Annotated in this window: 20 protein-coding genes and 1 pseudogene; 11 read left to right on the top strand and 10 right to left on the bottom strand. The window is 62.3% G+C overall.

The window, feature by feature from the left end; translation table 11 throughout:
• Positions 1–597: 597 nt before the first annotated feature.
• Genes Q2M23_RS40850 through Q2M23_RS40840 form a run of 3 tightly spaced genes read right to left on the bottom strand, consistent with a single transcriptional unit; the run spans position 598 to position 5509 of the window.
• Positions 598–3729 carry an efflux RND transporter permease subunit gene (locus tag Q2M23_RS40850; protein WP_316399100.1) on the bottom strand — a complete coding sequence of 1044 codons (3132 nt, stop codon included), beginning with the start codon at positions 3727–3729 and terminating at the stop codon, positions 598–600.
• Positions 3726–4931: an efflux RND transporter periplasmic adaptor subunit gene (locus tag Q2M23_RS40845; protein WP_316399101.1), complete on the bottom strand. Its 1206-nt coding sequence runs from the start codon at positions 4929–4931 to the stop codon at positions 3726–3728. Before Q2M23_RS40845 ends, Q2M23_RS40850 begins: the two co-directional genes overlap by 4 nt.
• Before the next feature lie 2 nt (positions 4932–4933).
• Entirely contained in the window at positions 4934–5509 is a 576-nt protein-coding gene (locus Q2M23_RS40840) for a hypothetical protein (protein WP_316399099.1), read from the bottom strand.
• 81 nt (positions 5510–5590) lie between these two features.
• On the opposite strand from Q2M23_RS40840, the gene Q2M23_RS40835 reads away from it, so the two are divergent.
• Positions 5591–6487, top strand: a complete 897-nt coding sequence (locus Q2M23_RS40835; RefSeq protein WP_316399098.1) for a LysR family transcriptional regulator — start codon at positions 5591–5593, stop codon at positions 6485–6487.
• A 66-nt stretch (positions 6488–6553) separates the two neighbouring features.
• On the top strand, positions 6554–6742 hold the full coding sequence (locus Q2M23_RS40830; RefSeq protein ID WP_316399097.1) for a hypothetical protein: 189 nt from the start codon (positions 6554–6556) through the stop codon (positions 6740–6742).
• 501 nt (positions 6743–7243) lie between these two features.
• Here Q2M23_RS40830 and Q2M23_RS40825 read toward each other — a convergent pair.
• Genes Q2M23_RS40825 through Q2M23_RS40810 form a run of 4 tightly spaced genes read right to left on the bottom strand, consistent with a single transcriptional unit; the run spans position 7244 to position 13453 of the window.
• Positions 7244–10390 (bottom strand): efflux RND transporter permease subunit, encoded by a 3147-nt coding sequence (locus Q2M23_RS40825; protein WP_316399096.1) that lies wholly within the window; start codon positions 10388–10390, stop codon positions 7244–7246.
• Positions 10387–11463 carry an efflux RND transporter periplasmic adaptor subunit gene (locus tag Q2M23_RS40820; protein ID WP_316399095.1) on the bottom strand — a complete coding sequence of 359 codons (1077 nt, stop codon included), beginning with the start codon at positions 11461–11463 and terminating at the stop codon, positions 10387–10389. Before Q2M23_RS40820 ends, Q2M23_RS40825 begins: the two co-directional genes overlap by 4 nt.
• On the bottom strand, positions 11460–12584 hold the full coding sequence (locus Q2M23_RS40815; RefSeq protein ID WP_316399094.1) for an efflux RND transporter periplasmic adaptor subunit: 1125 nt from the start codon (positions 12582–12584) through the stop codon (positions 11460–11462). The genes Q2M23_RS40820 and Q2M23_RS40815 overlap by 4 nt, the downstream gene beginning before the upstream one ends.
• Positions 12581–13453, bottom strand: coding sequence for a sensor histidine kinase (locus Q2M23_RS40810; RefSeq protein ID WP_316399093.1), 873 nt, complete (start codon positions 13451–13453; stop codon positions 12581–12583). The genes Q2M23_RS40815 and Q2M23_RS40810 overlap by 4 nt, the downstream gene beginning before the upstream one ends.
• A gap of 207 nt (positions 13454–13660) precedes the next feature.
• On the opposite strand from Q2M23_RS40810, the gene Q2M23_RS40805 reads away from it, so the two are divergent.
• Positions 13661–14314: a TetR/AcrR family transcriptional regulator gene (locus Q2M23_RS40805; protein WP_316399092.1), complete on the top strand. Its 654-nt coding sequence runs from the start codon at positions 13661–13663 to the stop codon at positions 14312–14314.
• A gap of 43 nt (positions 14315–14357) precedes the next feature.
• Here the strand turns inward: Q2M23_RS40805 and Q2M23_RS40800 are convergent, their stop codons facing one another.
• From Q2M23_RS40800 to Q2M23_RS40790, 3 genes are all read right to left on the bottom strand, one after another.
• Positions 14358–15008: a TetR/AcrR family transcriptional regulator gene (locus tag Q2M23_RS40800; RefSeq protein WP_316399091.1), complete on the bottom strand. Its 651-nt coding sequence runs from the start codon at positions 15006–15008 to the stop codon at positions 14358–14360.
• A gap of 8 nt (positions 15009–15016) precedes the next feature.
• Positions 15017–15454: a hypothetical protein gene (locus Q2M23_RS40795; protein ID WP_168857422.1), complete on the bottom strand. Its 438-nt coding sequence runs from the start codon at positions 15452–15454 to the stop codon at positions 15017–15019.
• 71 nt (positions 15455–15525) lie between these two features.
• The gene (locus Q2M23_RS40790; protein WP_229189048.1) at positions 15526–15795 is read right to left on the bottom strand and encodes a hypothetical protein; all 270 of its coding nucleotides are present in this window, start codon (positions 15793–15795) and stop codon (positions 15526–15528) included.
• 134 nt (positions 15796–15929) lie between these two features.
• Here Q2M23_RS40790 and Q2M23_RS40785 point away from each other — a divergent pair, with 134 nt between their 5' ends.
• The 8 genes and pseudogenes from Q2M23_RS40785 to Q2M23_RS40750 all read left to right on the top strand — a co-directional run bounded on the left by Q2M23_RS40785 (position 15930) and on the right by Q2M23_RS40750 (position 20816).
• Positions 15930–16133: a hypothetical protein gene (locus tag Q2M23_RS40785; RefSeq protein ID WP_141340181.1), complete on the top strand. Its 204-nt coding sequence runs from the start codon at positions 15930–15932 to the stop codon at positions 16131–16133.
• Positions 16130–16285, top strand: a complete 156-nt coding sequence (locus tag Q2M23_RS40780; protein ID WP_168857423.1) for a hypothetical protein — start codon at positions 16130–16132, stop codon at positions 16283–16285. Before Q2M23_RS40785 ends, Q2M23_RS40780 begins: the two co-directional genes overlap by 4 nt.
• A gap of 21 nt (positions 16286–16306) precedes the next feature.
• Complete coding sequence (locus tag Q2M23_RS40775; RefSeq protein WP_316399090.1) at positions 16307–16972, top strand: hypothetical protein; 666 nt, start codon at positions 16307–16309, stop codon at positions 16970–16972.
• 70 nt (positions 16973–17042) lie between these two features.
• Positions 17043–17645 carry a PepSY domain-containing protein gene (locus tag Q2M23_RS40770; RefSeq protein ID WP_316399089.1) on the top strand — a complete coding sequence of 201 codons (603 nt, stop codon included), beginning with the start codon at positions 17043–17045 and terminating at the stop codon, positions 17643–17645.
• 40 nt (positions 17646–17685) lie between these two features.
• A complete protein-coding gene (locus Q2M23_RS40765) occupies positions 17686–18858 on the top strand; it encodes a DUF3734 domain-containing protein (RefSeq protein ID WP_316399088.1) in 1173 nt (390 codons plus the stop codon).
• A gap of 28 nt (positions 18859–18886) precedes the next feature.
• Positions 18887–19679, top strand: a pseudogene (locus Q2M23_RS40760) (acetoacetate decarboxylase).
• Between the two features lie 73 nt (positions 19680–19752).
• Positions 19753–20541 (top strand): 3-hydroxybutyrate dehydrogenase, encoded by a 789-nt coding sequence (locus Q2M23_RS40755; protein ID WP_168856793.1) that lies wholly within the window; start codon positions 19753–19755, stop codon positions 20539–20541.
• Between the two features lie 62 nt (positions 20542–20603).
• The gene (locus Q2M23_RS40750; protein WP_316399087.1) at positions 20604–20816 is read left to right on the top strand and encodes a hypothetical protein; all 213 of its coding nucleotides are present in this window, start codon (positions 20604–20606) and stop codon (positions 20814–20816) included.
• The last annotated feature ends 222 nt before the right edge of the window (positions 20817–21038 follow it).

Genomic DNA, 21038 nt, shown 5'->3' with positions numbered 1-21038 from the left:
GATACGGCGCCCCTCATTCGAGCGCCGGAGGGACTTGAACCCTCCTGACTCATGCGCTGCCCAGCGCACACTATGCCGTCTGCTGACTTCTCCGTCGCGATCACGGACCTTGCGGCCCGCTCAGTCCGGTCGCCCGGACACGCCGAAGATCTCCCGAGGTAAGTTCGACCGCCTTCCCTGCACGCCCGCCGGATTTACCACCCCAACCCTTGATGACTGTGGACTTTGCGATCATTGGCTCGCTCGTCCAGTTGGGTAGGCCTCGTTATCCGGTTTTTGTCCATCGGGCCGCAGGTTTGCTCCACGCTTCCTTCAGACCCCACCTCGCGATGACGCCCTTGCGCTTCGCTAACCCTTCGCCGCCATCAGGCTGGGTAAAGGACTTCCACCTCCAAGCTGTCGAACATGCTCGGCACACCAAAAAATGGCCGCTGCCGCGGCCCAAGGGCTCAGATCGATCCCGCGAAGCAGCGCCTGTCCGTCGATGTCGCCCGACGCGGTCACCAGCGCCTGGGCGAGCCAGAACGTGCGCAGAGTTGTCAAAGCGACGCAGCTGACCCGAGCATGTCTAGGGCACTCGAATATCTCCTGCAGCGTTTACGAAACCGTCTCCGCGGCGCCGGCTCCGTGGTCGCCTCGCGAGGGCCAAACCTTCGCACGCAGGCCGGCAAACCACCGGCTCATCCCATCGAGGTAGATGTAGACAACCGGCGTGGTGAACAGCGTCATCAGCTGAGATACAATCAGGCCACCGACTATGGCGTATCCTAGCGGCTGGCGTAGCTCTGCGCCGGTGCCGGTGCCGATCATCAACGGCACGCCGCCGAGCATCGCGCACATCGTCGTCATGAGGATTGGACGAAACCGGATGCGGCAGGCTTCGTATGCCGATTGCTCGGCCGTTAGCCCTCTGTTGCGCTCGGCTTCGAGCGCGAAATCGATCAGCATAATGCCGTTCTTCTGCACGATGCCGATCAGCAGGATAATCCCGATCAACCCAATCACGTCGAGACCGAAGCCGAACGCCCAGAGCGTCAGCAGAGCGCCCAGCCCTGCGGACGGCAGCGTCGACAGAATGGTGACCGGGTGAATAGCGCTTTCATACAGCATGCCCAGGATGAGGTAGACGGCGATCACGGCGGCAACGATGAGGATCGGCGTAGAAGACAGCGAGGATTGGAATGCCTGGGCATTGCCCTGGAAGCTGGTCGCGACTGTCGAAGGCATGTGCAAGTCGGCCGTGGCTTTCTGCACGGCAGCTACCGCCGTACCCACCGCCGTCCCGGGCGCGAGGTTGAAGCTCAATGTCACCGACGGAAACTGGCTCTGGTGGTTCACTGAGAGCGGTGCAACACCGTATTCGATCGAGGTGAACTGGCTCAGCGGCACCATAGACCCGTTGGAGGAGCTGACATAAATGCGGTTCAACGCATAGGGCCCAAGCTGGAACGAAGGATCGGCTTCCAGGATGACATAGTAGGTGTTGAGCGTCGTGAAGATCTGGGCGACGTGGCGCTGACCGAACGCATCATAGAGCGCATTGTCGACCGCCGCGGGATCGATGCCCAACCGAGACGCGGCGTCGCGGTCGATATTCAGCTTGAGCTGGCGGGCGGCATTGGCCTGGTCGGTCGCGACGTCGGCCAGTTCCGGCAGCGTCTTGAGCTTATTGAACAGCTTGTCGGACCAGCTGTTGAGCTCGTCCTGATTCACATCCGTCAGCGTGAACTGATACTGCGTCTTCGATAGCCGGCTCGCAAGGTTGATGTCCTGCGTGGACTGCATGAACACCTGAATGCCCTTTTGCGTCTGCAGCTTGGCATCGAGCTGACGGATCACCTGGTCGGACGAGTACTGCCGCTGCGCGCGCGGCTTGAGCAGCACGAACAGGCGACCGTTGTTCTCGGTGACGGTCGGGCCGCCCGGCCCGATATAGCCGGTTGCATTGGCGACCGAAGGGTCTTTTGCGATGATGTCGATGACATGACGCTGCAGCTCCGCCATTTGGCTCGGCGAGACATCGGCGGACGCCTCCGTGATGCCGGCGATCATGCCGGTGTCCTGCTGAGGGAAGAACCCTTTCGGAATGCCCGCGAACAGCACACCTGTGACTCCTACGCTTGCGAGCAACACCGCCATGGTTAGCGGCTTGAACCGCAGCGTGAGCCGGAGCACGGCTTCGTAGCCGGCCTGGATCGCGACAAAGCCCCGCTCAAGGCCGCGCAACAGCGCTCCCGGGTTCGCGCCGTGCCCTGAGTCGAGAAGGTAGGCGCACATCATTGGTGTCAGCGTCACCGAGACGATAACGGATACCGCGATCGCGACGCACACCGTGACGGCGAATTCCTGGAACATGCGTCCGATGACGCCCCTCATCAAGAGCAGCGGAATGAACACCGCCACCAGCGACACCGAGATCGACATGATGGTGAAGCCGATCTCGCCAGCCCCTTTCAACGCCGCCTCAAATGGCGGCAAGCCTTCCTCGATATGCCGCGAAATGTTCTCGATCATCACGATGGCGTCGTCGACCACGAAACCGACCGCGATCGACAGTCCCATCAGCGACAGGTTGTCGAGGCTGTAGTTGAACAGATACATCACCCCGAAGGTGCCGATCAGGGAGATCGGCACGGAGATGCCGGGGATCAGGGTCGCTCGGACGTTGCGCAGGAACAGGAAGATCACGCCTACGACCAAAGCGATCGTCAGCACCAATGTGAACTGCACGTCCGCCACGCTCGCGCGGATGGTCTGGGTGCGGTCGGAGGCAATCTCGACCTTGATGTCAGACGGCAGGCCTGAGATCAGCTGCGGAAGCAGCTGCTTGATCCGGTCGACGGTGGCGATTACGTTGGCGCCGGGCTGCCGCTGAATCGCAAGGACGACGGCCGGCTTGTCGTTGAACCAGCCATGCAGCGTAATGTCCTCGGCGGCGACGATCGCCTGGCCGACGTCGCGAAGCCTCAGCGGCGCGCCATGCCGATAGGCGATGATGAGGTCGTCATAGCCCTTGGCGGTCAGGATCTGGTCGTTAGTGGCCAGCGTGAAGGATTGCTGCGCCCCGTAGAGCGCGCCCTTCGGCTGGTTGACGGTCGCGACGCCCAGCGTTGCACGGAGCTGTTCGAGATCGAGCCCCGCCGCCGCGAGCTTCGCCGGGTTGACCTGTACCCGGATCGACGGCTTCTGCGCGCCGCCGATTGTGACCAGCGACACGCCCGGCACCTGGGAGAGTTTTTGCCCCAAAATGCTGTCGGCATAGTCGTTGACCTTGGTGAGCGGCTGGGTGTCCGACGTCAATGCGATCAAAAGCACCGGGACATCGGCTGGGTTGATCTTCCGGAAGATCGGCGGTGACGGCATGTTCTTCGGCAACTGGCCTGAGGCCGCATTGATCGCCGTCTGCACGTCCTGTGCGGCGGCATCGACGCTGCGGTTCAGCGCAAATTGCAGGGTGATCTGCGTATTGCCGAGCCCGCTGCTCGAGCTCATGACGGTCAGCCCTGCAATCTGGCCGAATTGCCGCTCTAAGGGCGTTGCAACCGAGGAGCCCATGGTCTGCGGATCGGCGCCCGGCAACTGCGCGGTCACTTGGATCGTGGGCGTATCCACCGTCGGCAACGCCGAGATCGGCAGTTGAAAGAAGGCAACCAACCCGATCAGGGTAATCCCAATGGTGAGAAAAGCGGTCGCGACGGGTTTGCGAATAAACCCTGCTGAAACGTTCATGGCAGCATCCCTGCACTTGCGGTGGTGGCGTTCTGAACCCGGCGGCTCTGGCTGTCCGGAACGAGTTCGACCGTCGTTCCCGCGCTGAGCCGGTATTGACCTGCGGTCACCACGGTCTCGTTCGGTGACAGCCCCTGCTCGATCAGCACCTTGCCGGCACGCGATTGCCCCGCTACGACCTGGTGCACAGTTACCTTGTGGTCGGGCCCGATCACGTACACAAAGGCGCCGTTCGGGCCCTGCTGGACCGCCGTCAGTGGCACGGTCAGCGCATTCTTGCGGACCGCGATGGTCAGATGGATGTTGACGAACGCGCCGGGCCAGAGAGTCCGGGCGGCATTGGGAAAGGAGGCCTTGAGCCGCACCGTGCCGGTCGAGCTGTCCACCTGATTGTCGATCAGCATCAGGCTGCCATGATCGAGCCGGCGGCGGTTCGAAGCATCATAGGCGTCGACCGCGACGTCTCCCGCCGCAATCGCCTTCTGCACATCGGGGATCTCGGTGGATGGCAAGGTGAAGATTACTGCGATCGGCTGCAGCTGGGTCAGCACGACGAGACCGTTGGGATCACTGGGCTGGACGATATTGCCTGGATCGATTCGGCGGATGCCGGTAACGCCATCCAATGGCGCGGTGATCGTGGTGAAGCTCAACTGCGTTTGCGCCGCCTCGAGCGCTGCCTGGTCGAGCTGAATGGTACCCTCGCCCTGCGCCACCTGCGAATTCTGCGTATCCAGCGCTTGCTGGGTGGCAAAGCCACGGTCCGCAAGCGGTCGTGTCCGCGCTAGGTTTGCCTTCGCATTTTTCAGGCTTGCCTGGTCGCGAGCGAGCGCCGCGTCCGCCTGGTCCACCTGCGCCTCGTAGACGCGCTGATCGATGCGGGCCAGCACCTGGCCACGTTTCACCTCCTGTCCCTCGACAAAGTCGACGCTTTCGAGAGTGCCCTGCACCTGAGTACGAATGGTCGCGGTGTTGAGCGGGCTGACTGTGCCAAGACCTTCCACAACGATGGGCGCATCACCTTGCGCGACGCCTGCGGCTGTCACCGGGATAGCGGCCTGTATGGGGACAGGCGTGCGGGAGGCCTCGCCACGGGACGCGGCGCTTTTCGCCGAGCCCAGCCAGATATATCCGCCAAAGCCGGCCGCCGCGGTGACTAGAAGAGCTGCACCCGCCATCTTCAGAGGTCTTGGCATCATCATCTTCAAGCTCCGTGTCCGCTGTGACGACCGACCATCGCGGCCAGCTCCAGCACAAAGGCTTCCGCAGCGCTCGCGATTGTCGCTGATTTGTTGGCGACAGCACCAAGTCCGATGACGCGAACGTCAATGTTCGCGCGCTGCAATTGTTCGACGAGGCCATCTCCGGCCCGCCCCGAGCCGTGGTGATGCACGACGAGGCGGATAGCCGTAGGCGTTGGAACGATGGCGAACGAGAGCGGGTGGCAGGGTATGTCGATCGCGACGATCCCTGCGCAGTCGATCGTACCTTGGGCGACGAGCTCGAACGCTCGACGCCCGGTTTCGCCACAACCGAGGAGAATCAACCGCCGGGGGTTGGCCGCCCTTCGCTTCATCAGCGCGGCGATATTGTCGAGAATCGTGGTCCGGTTGACCTGGGTCAGGCCGATGAGAGCCCACATTGCGGAGGGGATTAGCTGCCGCCAGGGCGCCAGATCTTCCGGCGCTAGGGTCGACGGTTCCGGGCCGGCAATCAGCACGACCATGATCCTTGCATTGGGCCGCGCCGAGGGCGTCGCGGTGTGACTGACGAAGAACATGCTGGGAAACTGGCGTTCCTCAGCCTATTATTCAAATGAATTGCCTTTATCTCTCAATTCACGTTGTGCATCTAGTCCGCCATGAGACTTCGCAATCTCGATCTCAATCTGCTGCTGGTATTTGACGCCGTACTGCGTGAGAGAAGCGTCGTGCGGGCGGCCGATGCGCTTTCGATCAGCCAACCCGCAGTCAGCCACGCGCTGAACAGGCTTCGACACGCGCTGAAGGATAAATTGTTCGTCCGCACGCCGTCGGGAATGATGCCGACGCCGCGGGCCGAGCAGCTTGCGCTACCGGTCCGAAAAGCGCTCAACGAGCTCCAGCTCGCAGTGGAAGGCGACAGCTTCGAGCCGTCCACGGCCGACCGGCGCTTTGCCATCGCGGTCAACAATTATGCCGCAGTCGTCGCGGTGGGCCCTATCGTGGCCGCCGTCCGCGCCCAGGCGCCGAAAGTGCGGTTGTCGTTGGTCCCGAGCGGCACGCTCAATCTTGCCGATCGGCTCGATCGCGGCGAACTCGATCTCGCGATCGCCGCGAGGGAAGCGGCCGGCGAGCGATTTGCCTCGCGGCTATTGATCGATGATCGCTATGTCGCGGCTTTGAGAGGCGGCCACCCCGCGCTACGGAAGAAGCTGACGGTCGAGGCCCTCGCGGCAACGCCCCATCTTGCGATCAGCTCAAGTGGCGAGGATCTGGAGTTCATCGATCAGGCATTGACGCAGAAGGGGACCCGCACCGTTGCACTTGACGTGCCCTATCTGTCCGCTGGTGCTGTTCTGGTCCAATCCAACTTGATCGCCATCCTCGGGCGCAAGCTCGCGCAGGAGTTTCGTCGGGCCCATGCCATCGAGATCCACGAGCTTCCATTCGACACTCCCAGGCTGCGCAGCGTCATGATGTGGCACCGCCGGTTCGACGACGTGCCGGCCCATCGCTGGCTGCGCGACACCATCGTGGCAGCGACAGCCGCAATCTGACGACGAGCGGCATGTGGCTACACCAGAGATCCTCGGTGTGCAGATCAGCCTGATTTTACGGGGGCATTGACCCCGGAAAACCTCATCCTGCAGGCGACGTCGCTGCATGGCGAGCGGTTGCCGATGATGCTTCCCGGCATCTGGATCGGCGCGAAGCCCGACGATTACACCCCTTTCAAGACCTTGCGGATAGCGATCTTTGACAGGAGAAAGCTGGACGATATCGGGCGAGTCGCTGTCGGCCGAATGATGTGACGGAGAGAGTGTCAGTCAATCCCCGTTGAAAGATAAAGCATTTTCGACCTTCATAGACCAAAACCCACCAATTCAGCTACGCGCAGAATTGAAAATTCCTCTGCGCGAGCACGTTGGAAGACCGGCACCATCGGGAGTGGGACTTAGGAACCAACATAGACCGAGCTACGCAGTTCGACACAGAGGACGGACGCCCAAATACTGATCGAGGGAAAAGATCCTGCGTGCCACTGCTGAAATCGAGCCGGTTTTCGTCACACGAACCAGCCAAGCCAGGGCGCCTACGATATCCATGAGCATACTCGGGAGGATGAGCGGGAGCTAATCGGAGATGAGGACGCGCCGGTAGCGCTGTGGGGCGTAGCAACAGGTGCTATTGGCATCGTATCCGCAGCACGAGGCGGCGGGAATTGCGCAAACGCCGCACCTGGCACCTGCGAAATCGCTGCGAACGTCGCAGCCAGCGTCAACGGTTTCTTTCGGGACATAGCGTCTCCCTTGCTAGAATTGCGGCTCAAGGGTCGGCGCTGACGCATCGCGCGGGGAGCTTCGCCCGGGCGCGGCGATTTCGTGCACCGGAGCATCGGCTCCATGCAGTTGATCGCTGTGATCAGGATGAATTCTAAACCACGCCACATACAGCGCCGGCAGAAACAGCAGCGTCAGCAGCGTACCGACGATGATCCCACCCATCATGGCATAGGCCATCGGCCCCCAGAAAATTTCGCGTGCGATTGGGATCAACGCGAGACTTGCGGCGGCCGCGGTCAACAAGATTGGTCGCATGCGGTGCTCGGTTGCTTCCACCACGGCATCCCAGGCGGGCCTGCCCTCCTTCTTGAGATCCTCGATTTGCACGATCAGGATCACGGAGTTCCGGACCAGGATGCCGATGAGAGCCAGCACGCCGAGGATGGCCACGAAGCCCAGCGGCGCGCCGCTTGGCAGCATGGCCATGACAACGCCGATCAGCGCGAGCGGGGCGACAGCGAACACCAGAAACAGGCGCGAAAAGCTCTGCAGCTGCACCATCAGCACGGTCGCCATGATGAACAGCATCAAGGGTACGACCGCGACGATCGGCCCCTGGCTCTTGGCACTCTCCTCCACCGAGCCGCCGATCTTGATCGAGTAGCCCGCGGGCAGCTGCTTGGTAAATTCCGCCACCTTCGGCGCGAGCTGGTCGACGACCGTCTTCGGCTGAACGTTGCCGACCACGGCGGCCTTGAGAGTAATCGTCGGGATCCTGGCGCGGCGCCAGATCGTGGGCTGCTCCAGCTCGTAGCGCAGATTGGCGACCGCGCCGAGCGGCACCGATTGGCCGCCGAGCCCAGTCATCTGCAGGTCGCGCAGCGTATCAATCGAAGCGCGCTCCGGCGCGGTCGCTCGTCCCGTGACGTTGACGAGATAAATGCTGTCACGCACCTGCGTGACCGGCGAGCCCTGAAGCACCGAGTTCAGGGTGGTGGCGATATCTTCCGAGGTCACGCCGAGCTGGCGCGCCTTGTCCTGGAGCACGTCGACCTTGACGACGCGCGCCGGCTCCATCCAGTCGAACACCACATTGCCGAGGTCAGGATTGCTGCGGATGACGCCTGCGAGCTTCTGCGCGAGGTTGCGTACCTCGGCGATGTCGGGGCCGCTCAGGCGGTACTGCACCGGGCGTCCCACGGGAGGGCCGACCTCGAGCAGCTTGACGTAGGTGTCGGTGCCCGGGAACGTCTTCCTCAAATAGTCCTCGAACTGCGACTTGAGCTTGTCGCGCGCGGCGATGCCGCCCTTGGTCACGATCACCTGCTGACCGAACCAGGTGTTGGCGGTCTGCAGGTCGAACGACAGAACGAAGCGCGGCGCGCCGGTGCCGACATAGGTGGACCAGTGCTCGATGGAGTCATTGCCCTGCAACTGCTCGCGCTCGAAGCGCGCCATCTGGGTATTGGTCTCGGTGATCGAAGCGTTCTGTGGCAGGTTCCAGTCGATCACGAGTTCGGCACGGTCGGACGAGGGGAAGAACTGCTGCTGCACGAACTGCAAGCCGAACAGGGCGAGCAGGAAGGCCCCGGCCGTGACAGCGACGGTGCTCCAACGGTGATGCATGCAGAACAGCAGCAGGCGCGCGAACATCTGCGCGACGCGCCCCTTTTGCTCGTGGTGTCCCTTCATCTTCGCTCGCAGAATGGTGACGCCGAGCAACGGCGTGAACAAGACGGCCACGATCCAGGAGACGATCAGCGACACCGCGATCACGACGAACAGCGTGAACGTGAACTCGCCGGCATTGCTGCTGTTGAGCCCGATCGGGATGAAGCCAGCAACCGTGACAAGCGTTCCCGTCAGCATCGGGAACGCGGTCGACGTATAGACGTGGGTTGCCGCCTTTTCGAGGGGATCGCCGATCTCGAGCCGCGCCACCATCATCTCGACCGCGATCATGGCGTCGTCGACCAAGAGGCCAAGCGCGATGATCAAGGCGCCCAGCGAAATGCGCTGCAGCGAGATGCCGCAATAGGCCATCACGACGAAGGTGATCGCGAGCACGAGCGGAATGGCGATGGCGACCACGAGACCGGCTCGCATGCCCAGGCTCAGAAAGCTGATGCCGAGCACGATGATCACGGCCTCGAACAGGGCTTCGGTGAAGCCCGAGACGGCATGTTCGACCACGACGGGCTGGTCGGCAACCAGGTGGACGCCGACGCCGATCGGCAGGTCGGCGATGATCTTCGTCATCTCCTCCTTCAGCGCCTCGCCGAACTGCAGCAGGTTGGCGCCGGATTTCATGCCGATCGCGAGGGCGATGGCGGGCTGACCGTTGTACCGAAACAGGGTTGACGGCGGATCGGCATAGCCGCGCGTGATGGTCGCGACATCGGTCAGCGGGAAGAAGCGGTCGTTGATGCGCAGATTGACCGCCTTCAGGCTCGCCTCCGAGGTGAACTGGCCGTTGACGCGGACGCTGATCCGCTCCGGCCCCTCCTGGAACACGCCGGAGGGCGCCACCGCGTTCTGGCCCTGGAGCGAATTCATGATGGCGTGGACGTCGAGACCGAGCGCTGCGATCTTGCGGGTAGAAAATTCCAGATAAATCACCTCGTCCTGTGCGCCGAGAATGTCGACCTTGCCGACATCGGGCACCGTCAGCACCTTGGCCCTGACATCCTCGACCTGATCGCGGAGCTGTCGCTGGCTCAAGCCGTCGCTGGTGAAGGCATAGACGTTGCCGAAGACGTCACCGAAGCGGTCGTTGAAACCGGGCCCGATCACGCCTTGTGGGAAATCGCCCCTGATGTCTGCGATCATGTTTCGGACGCGCACCCAGGTCGGCTTGACGTCGGCCGCCTTAGTCGAATCGCGCAAGTAGACGAAGACGGTGGCCTGACCCGCGACCGTTACACTCTTGGTGTAGTCGAGCGATTCCAGTTCCTCCAGCTTCTTCTCGATCCGGTCGGTGACCTGACGCGTCATCTCCTCGGGCGAGGCGCCCGGCCACTGCGCCTGGATCACCATGGTCTTGATGGTGAAGTCAGGATCCTCCTGTCGTCCCAGCTGGAGATAGGCAAACAGGCCGGCCGCCATGAAGGCGATCATGAAATACCAGACGAGCGAACGATGGCCGAGCGCCCAGTCCGAAAGGTTGAACGACTTCATGGCTCTTGATCCTGTTCGATACGGACGTGTTGTCCGGGCTTGAGGCTGTGGACTCCGGCGATGACGACGCGGGCGCCGGCGGCAAGTCCGCCGGTGACGCGGATGCCCGCCTGTTCGGCGACACCATCGATCTTCTGCAGCGAGACGGTGCCGGCGGACTGATCGACCACCCAGACGAAATCTGCGCCGTCCCGGGCGAGCACCGCTGATGCGGGTAGGCGCAAGACCTTGCTCTGGTCCTTCCCGAGCTTTGCCGTGACGGTCGCGCCAAGACGGAAGCTTTCGGGCGGGTTGTCGAGCGCAATCCGGACACGTCGCAGCCGCGTCACCGCATCGGCCTGCGGTGCGATTTCGCGGATGCCGCCTTCGACCTGAACCGCGGGAAGGAGCTGCAGGCTGACGGTGAACGGGAGACCGACTTCGAGCGGCACTGGTAGGTCTTCCCCGATATCGACGACCGCCTCGCGAATGTCCGGCCGCGCGACCGTCACTACGGTTTGACCGGGCGAGATCACCTGGCCGACTTCCGCGCCGACGGCGGTGACGACACCGCCGAAGTCGGCCTTGATCTGGGCATAGCCGAGTTGCTCGATGGCTTTGGTCAGGTTCGCCTGCTCCTGCGCGACGCTTGCTTCGGCGCCGGCGCGGGCCTGCTCGGCATTATCCAGCGTCTGCCTGGTGGTCGCATCGCTGGTGATGAGCGTGCGTTGCCGCTCCTCCGTGGCCTTGGCCGTCGCAAACTGCGCCTCGGCCTTCGCAAGTTGAGCTTTGGCCGCGCGAACGGCGAGATCGAGTGCAGTGGGATCAATCGTCCCGATGATTTGTCCTTCGCTGACGATGTCGCCAACGTAGACCGGGCGCGAAGTCAGCCGTCCGAGCACGCGAAAACCAAGGTTGGTCTTGTAGCGCGGCTCGACGACGCCGACGGCAACCGTACTGTCACCGCTGTTCGGCTTGGCCACCATTGAGAGCACGGGGCGCACGGGCTCCGGCGCGTTCATCTCCTGCTGGCAGTCGGTGAGCAACGAGGCCGCCGCGAGCGTGCCAGCGATCATCATGACCTGTCGCTTCATGACTGATCTCCCTCCTCAGTGACCGACTGGCCGACACTCAGAAGCTTGCCGCCGTCGACGACAACGCGCTCGCCGGGCTCGAGGCCTGCCTTGATCAGCACCTGACCGGCTTCATAAGCGCCGACCGTGACGGACTTCAGCGACGCAGTCTTCGTTTTCGGGTCTACGGTCCAGACGGCAGGCCTCCTGCCTGCGGCCATCAGCGCGCTCCAGGGCAAGGTGATGTCCTTCTGAGCTTTCGTCTTGACAGTTCCGGCGACGGCGCTGCCCAGCGCCATCGCGGCCGGCGGATTGTCGATGGACACCTTGACGCGGATCGTGGAGCTCTTCGCGTCGATCGCCGGTGAGATCTCTCTCACCTCACCCGTCGCGGTCACGGCGGGATCGGAGACCAGCGCCAGCGTGATGCGGCGGCTATCGGTCTCGCCAAGAAATACGGATTCATAGACCTCAAAGACGGCATCCCGCTCCCCATCTTGGGCAAGCGAGAACACAGGTTGGGCAGCCGGAACGACCTGGCCGACCTCGAGGTTTCGAGCGGTAATGACACCGTCGGCTTCAGCGCGCAGGGCGGCATAGCCGAGCGCATCCTTGGAGGTGCCCAGTTGGGCCTCGGCGGCTTCCAGCACGCCCTCTGCGGTTCGTAAACCTTCCTGGGCCTGGTCGTACACGGTCCGGGTGGTGAAGCCGCTTGCGATGAGCGCTTTCTGACGTTCGAAGGTAGCCTTCGCCACGCGCAGCTGGGCTTCGGCCGAGGCCACTGCCGCGGTCGCGGCATCGACGTCGGCTTGTTGCTCCGCCGGATCGAGACGGGCGAGAACGTCGCCTTTGTTGACGTGAGCACCGACGTCCACGGTACGGGCAACCACGCGTCCGCTGACGCGGAAAGATAGATCGGCACGAAAGCGCGCCTGGATCTCCCCGGTCAGCGTGAGAGAGGCTTGCCGGTCGCGCGGCTGCACGATCGTGGTCCGGACCAGTGTGGCGCGCGCGGCCGTCTGTGACGCGCGGTCGTTGCAGCCGCTCAGCGCGACGCCGGCAAGCACGGCCGCCGCGACGAGGGCCTTGGCCGCAGGGAGCGTCCGAAGCGGATCGGTCGGATTGGAAGAATGGGTTGTCATGACGCGTCCGCAGGATGGGAAGGCGACAGCAGCCCGCCAAGGACATCGGCGGACCGACAGGGGAGGACCAGCTCGCGGTCGTGCTGGCACAGCAATCCCGCAAACGGGTCTATCGCAGCGGTAGGCCCGCATTGATGATCGGCCGCTGCGCTGGCCGTCAACACCACTTTGTCTGAAGCGGCAGCTCTCGTGCGGCGCGGAGCCCTCGCCTGGCGCGTCGCGATTGACCGGTTTGGACCCAGTTCGCGCTCGCTGAGCGGAAAAGAGAGGACAATCGAGGTGAATTCGGCGCCAAAGCCTTGCTCGATCCGGCCGCCGAGAGCCCTGGCAAGATCTCTCGCTGTTCGCAGTTCGCGGTCAGAGACGTCGCGCGCCGGGCGCGAGCCGTTGTCCAGAACGACGCAATTCACCAGGGCGCCGGCGCGCGTCAGCTTGACCTTGATCTGCCCGGCCCGCCCGTCGAAGCAGGCGTGCCTAGCCGCGTGCATCACGAGTTCATGGACGATCAGCCCCAGGTGCCAGCAGCGCTCCGGCTGAAGCGCGAGGCAGTGAGTCGCGAAGGCCAGTTGAATGTTCATCCGGTCCAGCAGCGCTCGGCGCATGCCACCTTCCAATTTGCGAATGTAGGTGGCGGCGTGAATCAGCGTATCTCCCGCAGGCATCGCCAGAGCGCGATGCACGTCGGCATAACCGTGCAGCAGTTCCACGACATCGCTGAGTGCGCTTTTGGCTTCCTTCCCCTCGACCCGAACGGCGGCGGCGGAGACAACATCGATGGCGAAGGCAACCCCGTTGGTGACCCTGTGATGCAGTTCGCGCAACAGAACGCGCTCCGGCAAGCCGGACGGGTCTGGGCTCAAGATAGTCACGACACTCTCCTCATTTTGCTCGGACGATTGGGCTCGAACGCCCCACCTATGCGAGCCTGATCCTCGCAGGAGCATTCGCCAGGCCCGCAACCATCGAGCCTCCACTTAATAAACTATACCGTATATTTTCTTTTTCTTGCCTTTCTTTGCGGCCCGTGTCAAGTGGGAAACCGACGCACACAGATTCGTGATTTTGGAGGTCCAAGAATGAAGAAGACGAAGCGAGGCAGACCGCCCAAGGATCTTGCCGGCGACGCGCAGGCGCGAATTCTCGATGCAGCCCAGCAACTGTTTCTCGAAAAAGGCTTCCGCAGCGCAAGCATCGACGACATTTCCGAACTTGCTCCCGCGAGCAAGCCGACCATCTATGCTCATTTCCCCGGCAAAGAAGCACTGTTCGCGGCCGTGGTGGCTCGCAGCATCGACGGGCTGACGGATTTTGAGGGCTTCTCGCCCGAAGGCCGCACCATCGAGGACAGGTTGATGAGCCTCGGAATCGCCATTGTCGATAGGGTTATCGAGGAGTCGCTGGGCATGGTCCGGGCGACGATCGCCGAATCTCAGCGGTTTCCCGAACTGAGCCGCAACGTCCACGACGCCGCGCGCGATCGCTCCCTGGCTGCGGTGTCGCAGTGGCTGGATAACGCCACCCAGAAGCTTGCCCGTACACCAAGGGGACCGTTCAGCGCCAAACGAAGCCGCGCCACGGCGCAGATCTTCCTTGACCTGGTCCTGCTGCCGATGCTGTTTCGCTCGCTCATCGGCGAAACGCCGAAAGACCTGAAGAAGGAGCTTCCCGGTTTCGTGCGCGAACGGGTCGGCTTCTTCCTGGCGGCGTGCGAGTCGGACTGGTACCACTAGTTGCAGGCCTGCCGTCTGATCGCGGGCCGCCCGAGCCGATCCGTCAGCGGCCCACCGCTATCTCCAGGTGCGATGCCATATCGAGCGCTTGCACCGACGGCGTGCGGCGCAACGCACCCGTACAGAAACTCAACATTTCCTCGAAACTCGGCCGAAGCGTCGTCACTCCGGTCCGCGAGGGATTGAGGTAGACATCAAGGGCCTCCAGAAGGCAGCAGGTCAATGCCATCGGACTGCCGTCCCGCAACTCCCCGTTTTCTTGACCGGTGCCGATCACTGGCCGGACCACCCCCCTGATCTGGTCCTCGTAGGCGAGGACGACGGACCAATTCTGCTGAACCGCCGAGGCCAAAAGGTCCTGCAGTCTCCGGTCCCTTGCGGGTCGACCTTCGTTACACTCGGCAATCGCCTTCAGGATTGCGGTCAGGCGCCGCAGCACCGACCCGCCGCCGCGCCCCGCCTCGGCTGCCGCGCTCACGATCTCATCGAGCAATTCACCTACGACAGCCTCCTCGATCGCCTGTTTTGAGCGAAAGAAGCGATAGATGTTGGCTGAGGACATCGACAAGCTCCGGCCGATGTCGGCCACGGTGGTCTTGTTGTGACCGATCTGACAATAGAGGGCCTTGGCTGCCCGCACGATCCTGCGGCGCCCGCCCGCATTCCTGGTCCGGTCGTCAATCTGCTCCCGCATCACGCTTCTCACGGAGCTGGCCGGTTCATGAGTTCGCGACGGCAAGCTTCGCCGAAATCGCGCAATGGATCTATTTCCTCGATGAAGTTGGGCAGATCCACAAACGTGCGATTTGGCGACAGATAGGTTTCGATGATCAGACGCCCGGTGCGCTCGGCGGCCTGAACAACCTCGTTGCTCGAGAGAATCCGCATTCGTCCCACCAACGTATGGAGACTGACGAGCTGCGGAATTTCTGCCTGATCATTGACCAGGGCCTCGGCGTAGAGCCGTGATGCTTCCTCGATGAAGCTGCGATACAGCCGCTCACGCTTCGAGAACGAGCGGGCGTGATGACGCTCACGCAATTTACGTCGTCGGCTGAACCATCCACTCACGATGGTCGAAACCGATCCGAACGCAGAGCCGCCGAAGGCGGCCAAAGCCGGTATGTACATGGTACTCATTATGTCGCTCCTGTTTCCAAAAGGATTGATGCAATCAACGCGGATCTGATCTCGCCCCTGCGAAGCTGCTTCTATTTGGCCCTGTCTGATCCGGTGCTCGCCTGCTCGAACACTGTTTTGCACGCTTCGCTCAGGTCCGACTTCCTGAGCCGCAGACAGGCTTCTACTCCCGACGGATCGGGAATGTAGACACTGCACAGACGAAAGGCGTCGGGCGCACAGGCCGCTCTCTGCTCCGGAGTGCCACGGTTCTCCTGAGCGGACGCGGCTGAGCTCGCAGCCACGACCCCCGCGCCGATGAACAGCGCCAGCGTCAATCTCATCACGTCGAATCCTTTCACCGCTTGAAGCTTCTGGTTCGCCGGAGCGGAGCCTCGCTTCGCCGTAACGCGTTTGTGAGGCCCTTGCCTTTGACATCAACCATGAAGCATGTTTTATATAAAATATACGGTATAGTTTATTAATGAGGTCGAGAATGTCAACTCTTCTCTTCGCGTTGATGCGTGAAAACCCCTTACCGGGGCTCGCCGCGGCGTCGCTGAACGTTGTCCTCGCTTTGTGTCTCGTGGTCCTGAGCCTGCTGCTCGGCATCACGATCTCGATGGTCGCGTGGGTCCGAACCCTCGTCCGCCGGCTCAGTACCGTCAGGCTTGGCCAGGAACGGAGGACATTCGCATGACGCCAGCTCTGCTGATGGCCCGCAACAGCATCATTTACTGGGTCAACGTCTGGCTCGCGCCGCTCGAATGCATGTTCGACATGATCGAGTCCGAACTGGCGCGCAGAGGCGTTGCGCCCGACGAAATCGACTATCACGCGCACACCGCGTGAGACGGCATCCGGAGTCCTGGCGTGCCGAACATCGCCGAAGTTTTGAAGTGGCAAATGCCGAGCACGCGAGCCGGCATCGCGCCCTTTGGAGTATCCGACAATGAGACTGAATTATTCCGCTGCCAGGCGACGCGTGCCGTGAACCGACGATCCCTCGAGTTCATGCGCGCGAGCCGATCGACTGATCACGGCCTTCCCTTGCGCGGCTATTTTCTTACGGTCGGCAGCACCCTGGTCTGCTTGCTTCAGGCGACCGGCTGGGTGCTGCCGGCGCAGCTCCCGGACCACTTTGCCGGACCGGATGCTGTGCGGCCTTCAATTCGCGTCCACTCCGGCCTCAAGGGACCGGAGCGCGTCGTGATCGATACCAATCAGCTCCGGTCATCCGCCGACAAGGAGATCGCCGCAGCCACTTCGCAGCCGGACCATGCACCCGATACGATTCAAAGCACGGGCTCGGACGTTCAAACCGATGAAGACGAGGTTTCTCCTGTGACGATGCCCCCACAACTGCGCAACAGTCTTGCACAGTCGGCGGTCGAGGACGTCTCCCGAAATTCCATTGCATTGGCTTCGCCGGAGATAACCTACAAGCTTTTCTCCCCTCTCTGCCGAGAAACGACGGCGAGCCGCGCGGCGCGCGACACCGCATGGCACTGCAGGATCCTGCGGCTCGGCAGGCCATAGCTCTTGCAGCGATACGTTCGCCCTCACTCGCCTTTGGTAGGCGATCGACCAATTTAGACGAGGTTCACCAATGTCGAAGAAGCATTTGTTTGCCCTGATTGTATGGTCCGCCGCGCTCACGGCGACCGACGCCGTTGCCGACGTGGCACAAAATCCCGCAGACGCGGACAGGCCGAGCGCGACGGCGCAAAGCGAAGCCGAGGACGCCGCGATCCGGCGCGTGCTCACGGAATTCCGCACCATACGAGTCCCGCTCAGCCGGGCAATGGAGGTCGCCGAGCGCCTGCATGACGGCTCGAAGACTGCCGACATCAGCTTTGAGCTTGCCAACCCACCCGTCTACCGCGTTCGCACGATGAGAAATGAAAGCGTTTGGGAAAACGCCATCGATGCAAATACCGGAAGCGTCACGGGCAAGGAGCTGTCGTCTTCCCTGAAGGAGCTCGATCGGGAGGATCTCGCTAAGATGATTGCCTTGAAATGGAGCAAGCAGGAAATGTCGGATGCGGTGCAGGTCGCCGAGAGAGCTGCGGCCGGCAGTGCGCTCGCCGGTGGTCTCGTGAGACAAGAAGGCAAGCTGAATTTTGTGATCGTCGTCGCCGCCGAGGACCACTTGAAAGAAGTGATGCTCGAGCCGCCCAAAGTCGGAAAGCAGAGCGCAAGCCAGCGCTGAAACGCGTGTTCACATCGCAAAACTCAAGAGCAACCGCACCATGAACTTCCAGCCTCGATCCGAGCTCTTTTCCGCGCAACGACGACTTCCGTTCGATTGCATAGCGCTGCTATTGCAAGGCGGCGGCGCGCTCGGCGCTTATCAGGCGGGCGTGTACGAAGCCCTGGCCGAAGCCAGCATTCATCCCGATTGGGTCGCCGGCATTTCGATCGGAGCCATCAACGCCGCCATCATCGCGGGCAACCCGCCTGAGTCCCGTGTCGAGCGCCTGCGCGACTTCTGGACCCAGGTCACTTCAACGGCGCCCTGGGACCTATCCGGAACACCTTTCCTTGATTGGGCGAAAAGCGACAACACGCGCAACCTCATCAATCAAATGAGCGCCGGCCTGGCAGCGACGTGCGGCGCAACCGGATTTTTCTCCGCCCGCCCCATCCCGCCCTGGCTGCAACTCGGCGGGGCCCACGATGCCACCAGCATTTATGACACACGTGCGCTCAAGACCACGCTGGAGCGCCTGGTCGATTTCGATCGTCTCAATGACGGAACGACGCGCTTGAGCGCGGGCGCGGTCAACGTGCGAACAGGGAATTTCGTCTATTTCGACAACACGACTCATACGATCCGGCCCGAGCATATCATGGCAAGCGGCGCGCTGCCGCCGGGCTTCCCCGCAGTGGAAATCGAGGGGGAGCACTATTGGGACGGCGGTCTCGTCTCCAACACACCGCTGCAATGGGTGATCGAATCAGATGCCCCGCAGGACATGCTTGCGTTCCAGGTCGACCTCTGGAGCGCACGCGGTCAACTTCCGCGCAACATGGCTGAGGTCGTCACGCGGCACAAGGAGATCCAGTATTCCAGCCGCACCCGCGCCAGCACCGACCAATTCAAGCGCGTGCAGCGCCTGCGGCGGGCACTCACGGATCTGCTTGGCCGACTGCCTGACGATCTCAGCCAGCACGAGAACGTAAAACTCCTCAGCACGGCAGTGTCTCGCAACGTCTACAACATCGTCCATCTGATCTATCGCGCGCGCAATCACGAGGGGCATTCCAAGGATTACGAGTTCTCGCGCCTTTCGATGCAGGACCACTGGCAGGCTGGCTACCACGACGCACTGCGCACACTGCGCCATCCCGAGGTGCTCGCGCGGCCTTCGAGCCCCGACGGTGTCTTCACGTTCGATCTCGAACAAGACGGCCGCGAGTAGGCCCACCCCAACCGCCTGGAGAGCACAAATGCGCGAGATTGACGTGAAACAACGAGCCTTTGCGATGCCGCTGACCAACCCGGCCTATCCGCCCGGGCCGTACCGGTTCGTCGATCGCGAAATACCTGATCATCACCTATCGCACCGATCCGGCCAAGCTCCAGGCGGTGGTTCCGGAGCCGCTTGAGGTCGACGTGCGAGAAGCTTTGGTTAAATATGAATTCATTCGCATGCCGGATTCGAACGGCTTTGGCGACTACACGGAAAGCGGACAGGTCATCCCCGTCTCCTTTCGCGGACGCAAGGGCGGCTATACGCATTGCATGTTCCTCAACGATGAAGGACCCATTGCAGGCGGGCGCGAGCTCTGGGGCTTTCCGAAGAAGCTCGCCCAGCCGACACTGCGAACCGAGATCGACACATTGATCGGCACGCTGGATTACGGCCCGCTCCGGGTCGCCACCGGGACGATGGGCTACAAGCACCGCGCGGCCGACCTGTCGAAAATCAAGGCGGCTCTGAACGAGCCGAACTTCCTGCTCAAGATCATCCCACACGTCGACGGCAGCCCCCGCATCTGCGAGCTCGTCGAATACCATCTTAAGGACGTCGTGCTGAAGGGTGCTTGGACCGGACCCGCGGCCCTCGCCTTGACGCCCCATGCCTTGGCACCCGTTGCCGACCTGCCGGTCCTGGAGATCATCTCTGCCGTCCACATCCGCGCCGACCTTACGCTCGGCCTCGGAACGGTGGTGCACGACTATTTGCACCAGCCGGCGCGTGGCTCGATACGAGCCGGTGAGAAAGCCTTGGTCTTTTAAGACCAACTGGGCGCCGCGAACTCCGGCGCAGCAGCTATCGTCATTCGCATGTGTAGTGAGGAAAGTGTACGAAATGGGATTTCTGAACGGAAAGACAGCTGTCGTCACCGGCTCGACCAGCGGCATCGGCCTCGCGTGCGCGCGAACCTTTGCCGGCGCGGGCGCCAACGTCGTCATCAACGGCATGGGCGCGCCTGCCGATGTCGAGCAGGAGCGTGCCGCGATCGAACGCGATTTCACGGTCAGGGCGATCTACTCACCCGCGGACATGGCGAAGCCAAGCGAGATTGCCGAGCTCATCGCTCTCGGTGAGGAGATCTTCGGCAGCGTTGACATCCTGGTCAACAACGCCGGCATCCAGCACGTTTCGCCGATCGAGGAATTCCCCGCCGAGAAGTGGGATGCGATCATCGCGATCAACCTGTCTGCCTCTTTCCATGCCATCCGCGCGGCGGTACCAGGCATGAAGAAGCGCGGCTGGGGCCGCATCATCACCACGGCCTCGGCGCATTCGCTGGTCGCCTCGCCCTTCAAGTCGGCCTATGTCGCAGCCAAGCACGGCATTGCGGGCCTTACCAAGACCGTCGCGCTGGAACTCGCTCGCTCGAAGATCACCTGCAACTGCATCAGCCCCGGCTACGTCTGGACGCCGCTCGTCGAGAAGCAAATTCCGAACACGATGGCGGCCCGGCGCATGCGGCGGGATGAAGTCATCAATGATGTCTTGCTCGCCGCGCAGCCAACGAAGGAGTTCGTCACCGCCGAACAGGTTGCTTCGCTGGCACTGTTCCTGTGCAGCGACGATGCCGCTCAAATCACGGGCGCCAACCTCTCGATGGATGGGGGCTGGACGGTCGCCTAGCCAGTTCAATTCACGGAGCTTCAATCATGTCCCCTGTCAGGCGAGCCAACCGGAACGAGACGATGCGCCGTTTCCAGCTCACCCCTTCGGAAGATAACCGCCTTGCGAACGCTCTCCGCGCCTGTGAGGAGATATTCAATGAGGATGTGCTGCCAGGCGACGCCGAGTTGATGGCTCCGAGCGACTTCTACGCAGCGATGGCTCCCGGACCGTCGCGCACTTGGTCAACGGCGCACGGTGATGAGGCAAGGCTGTTTCCCTATCTCGCGGCCTGAGGGACGCTGCATCAGACAATCGGGGCGGTTGACTCAAGTCAACATCTGCAGAATTGACTTGGGAGATCATTCAATTCAAGCACCGAGCGGAGACGATTATGTCAGAGCAGAGCAACGTGCATTTTTACCTGAATTGGGCCAAGGAGCGCAAGTCGGAGGCCAAGCGGTCTTAGGAAGACAACTATAACACTCAACTCCTTGGCTCACAGAACGACATGGCTA

The sequence above is a fragment of the Bradyrhizobium sp. 33ap4 genome, assembly GCF_032654765.1.
Lineage (GTDB): Bacteria > Pseudomonadota > Alphaproteobacteria > Rhizobiales > Xanthobacteraceae > Bradyrhizobium > Bradyrhizobium australafricanum.
Note: the sequence above shows the minus strand (reverse complement) of the source record. Positions and strands in the feature narration are given on the sequence as shown.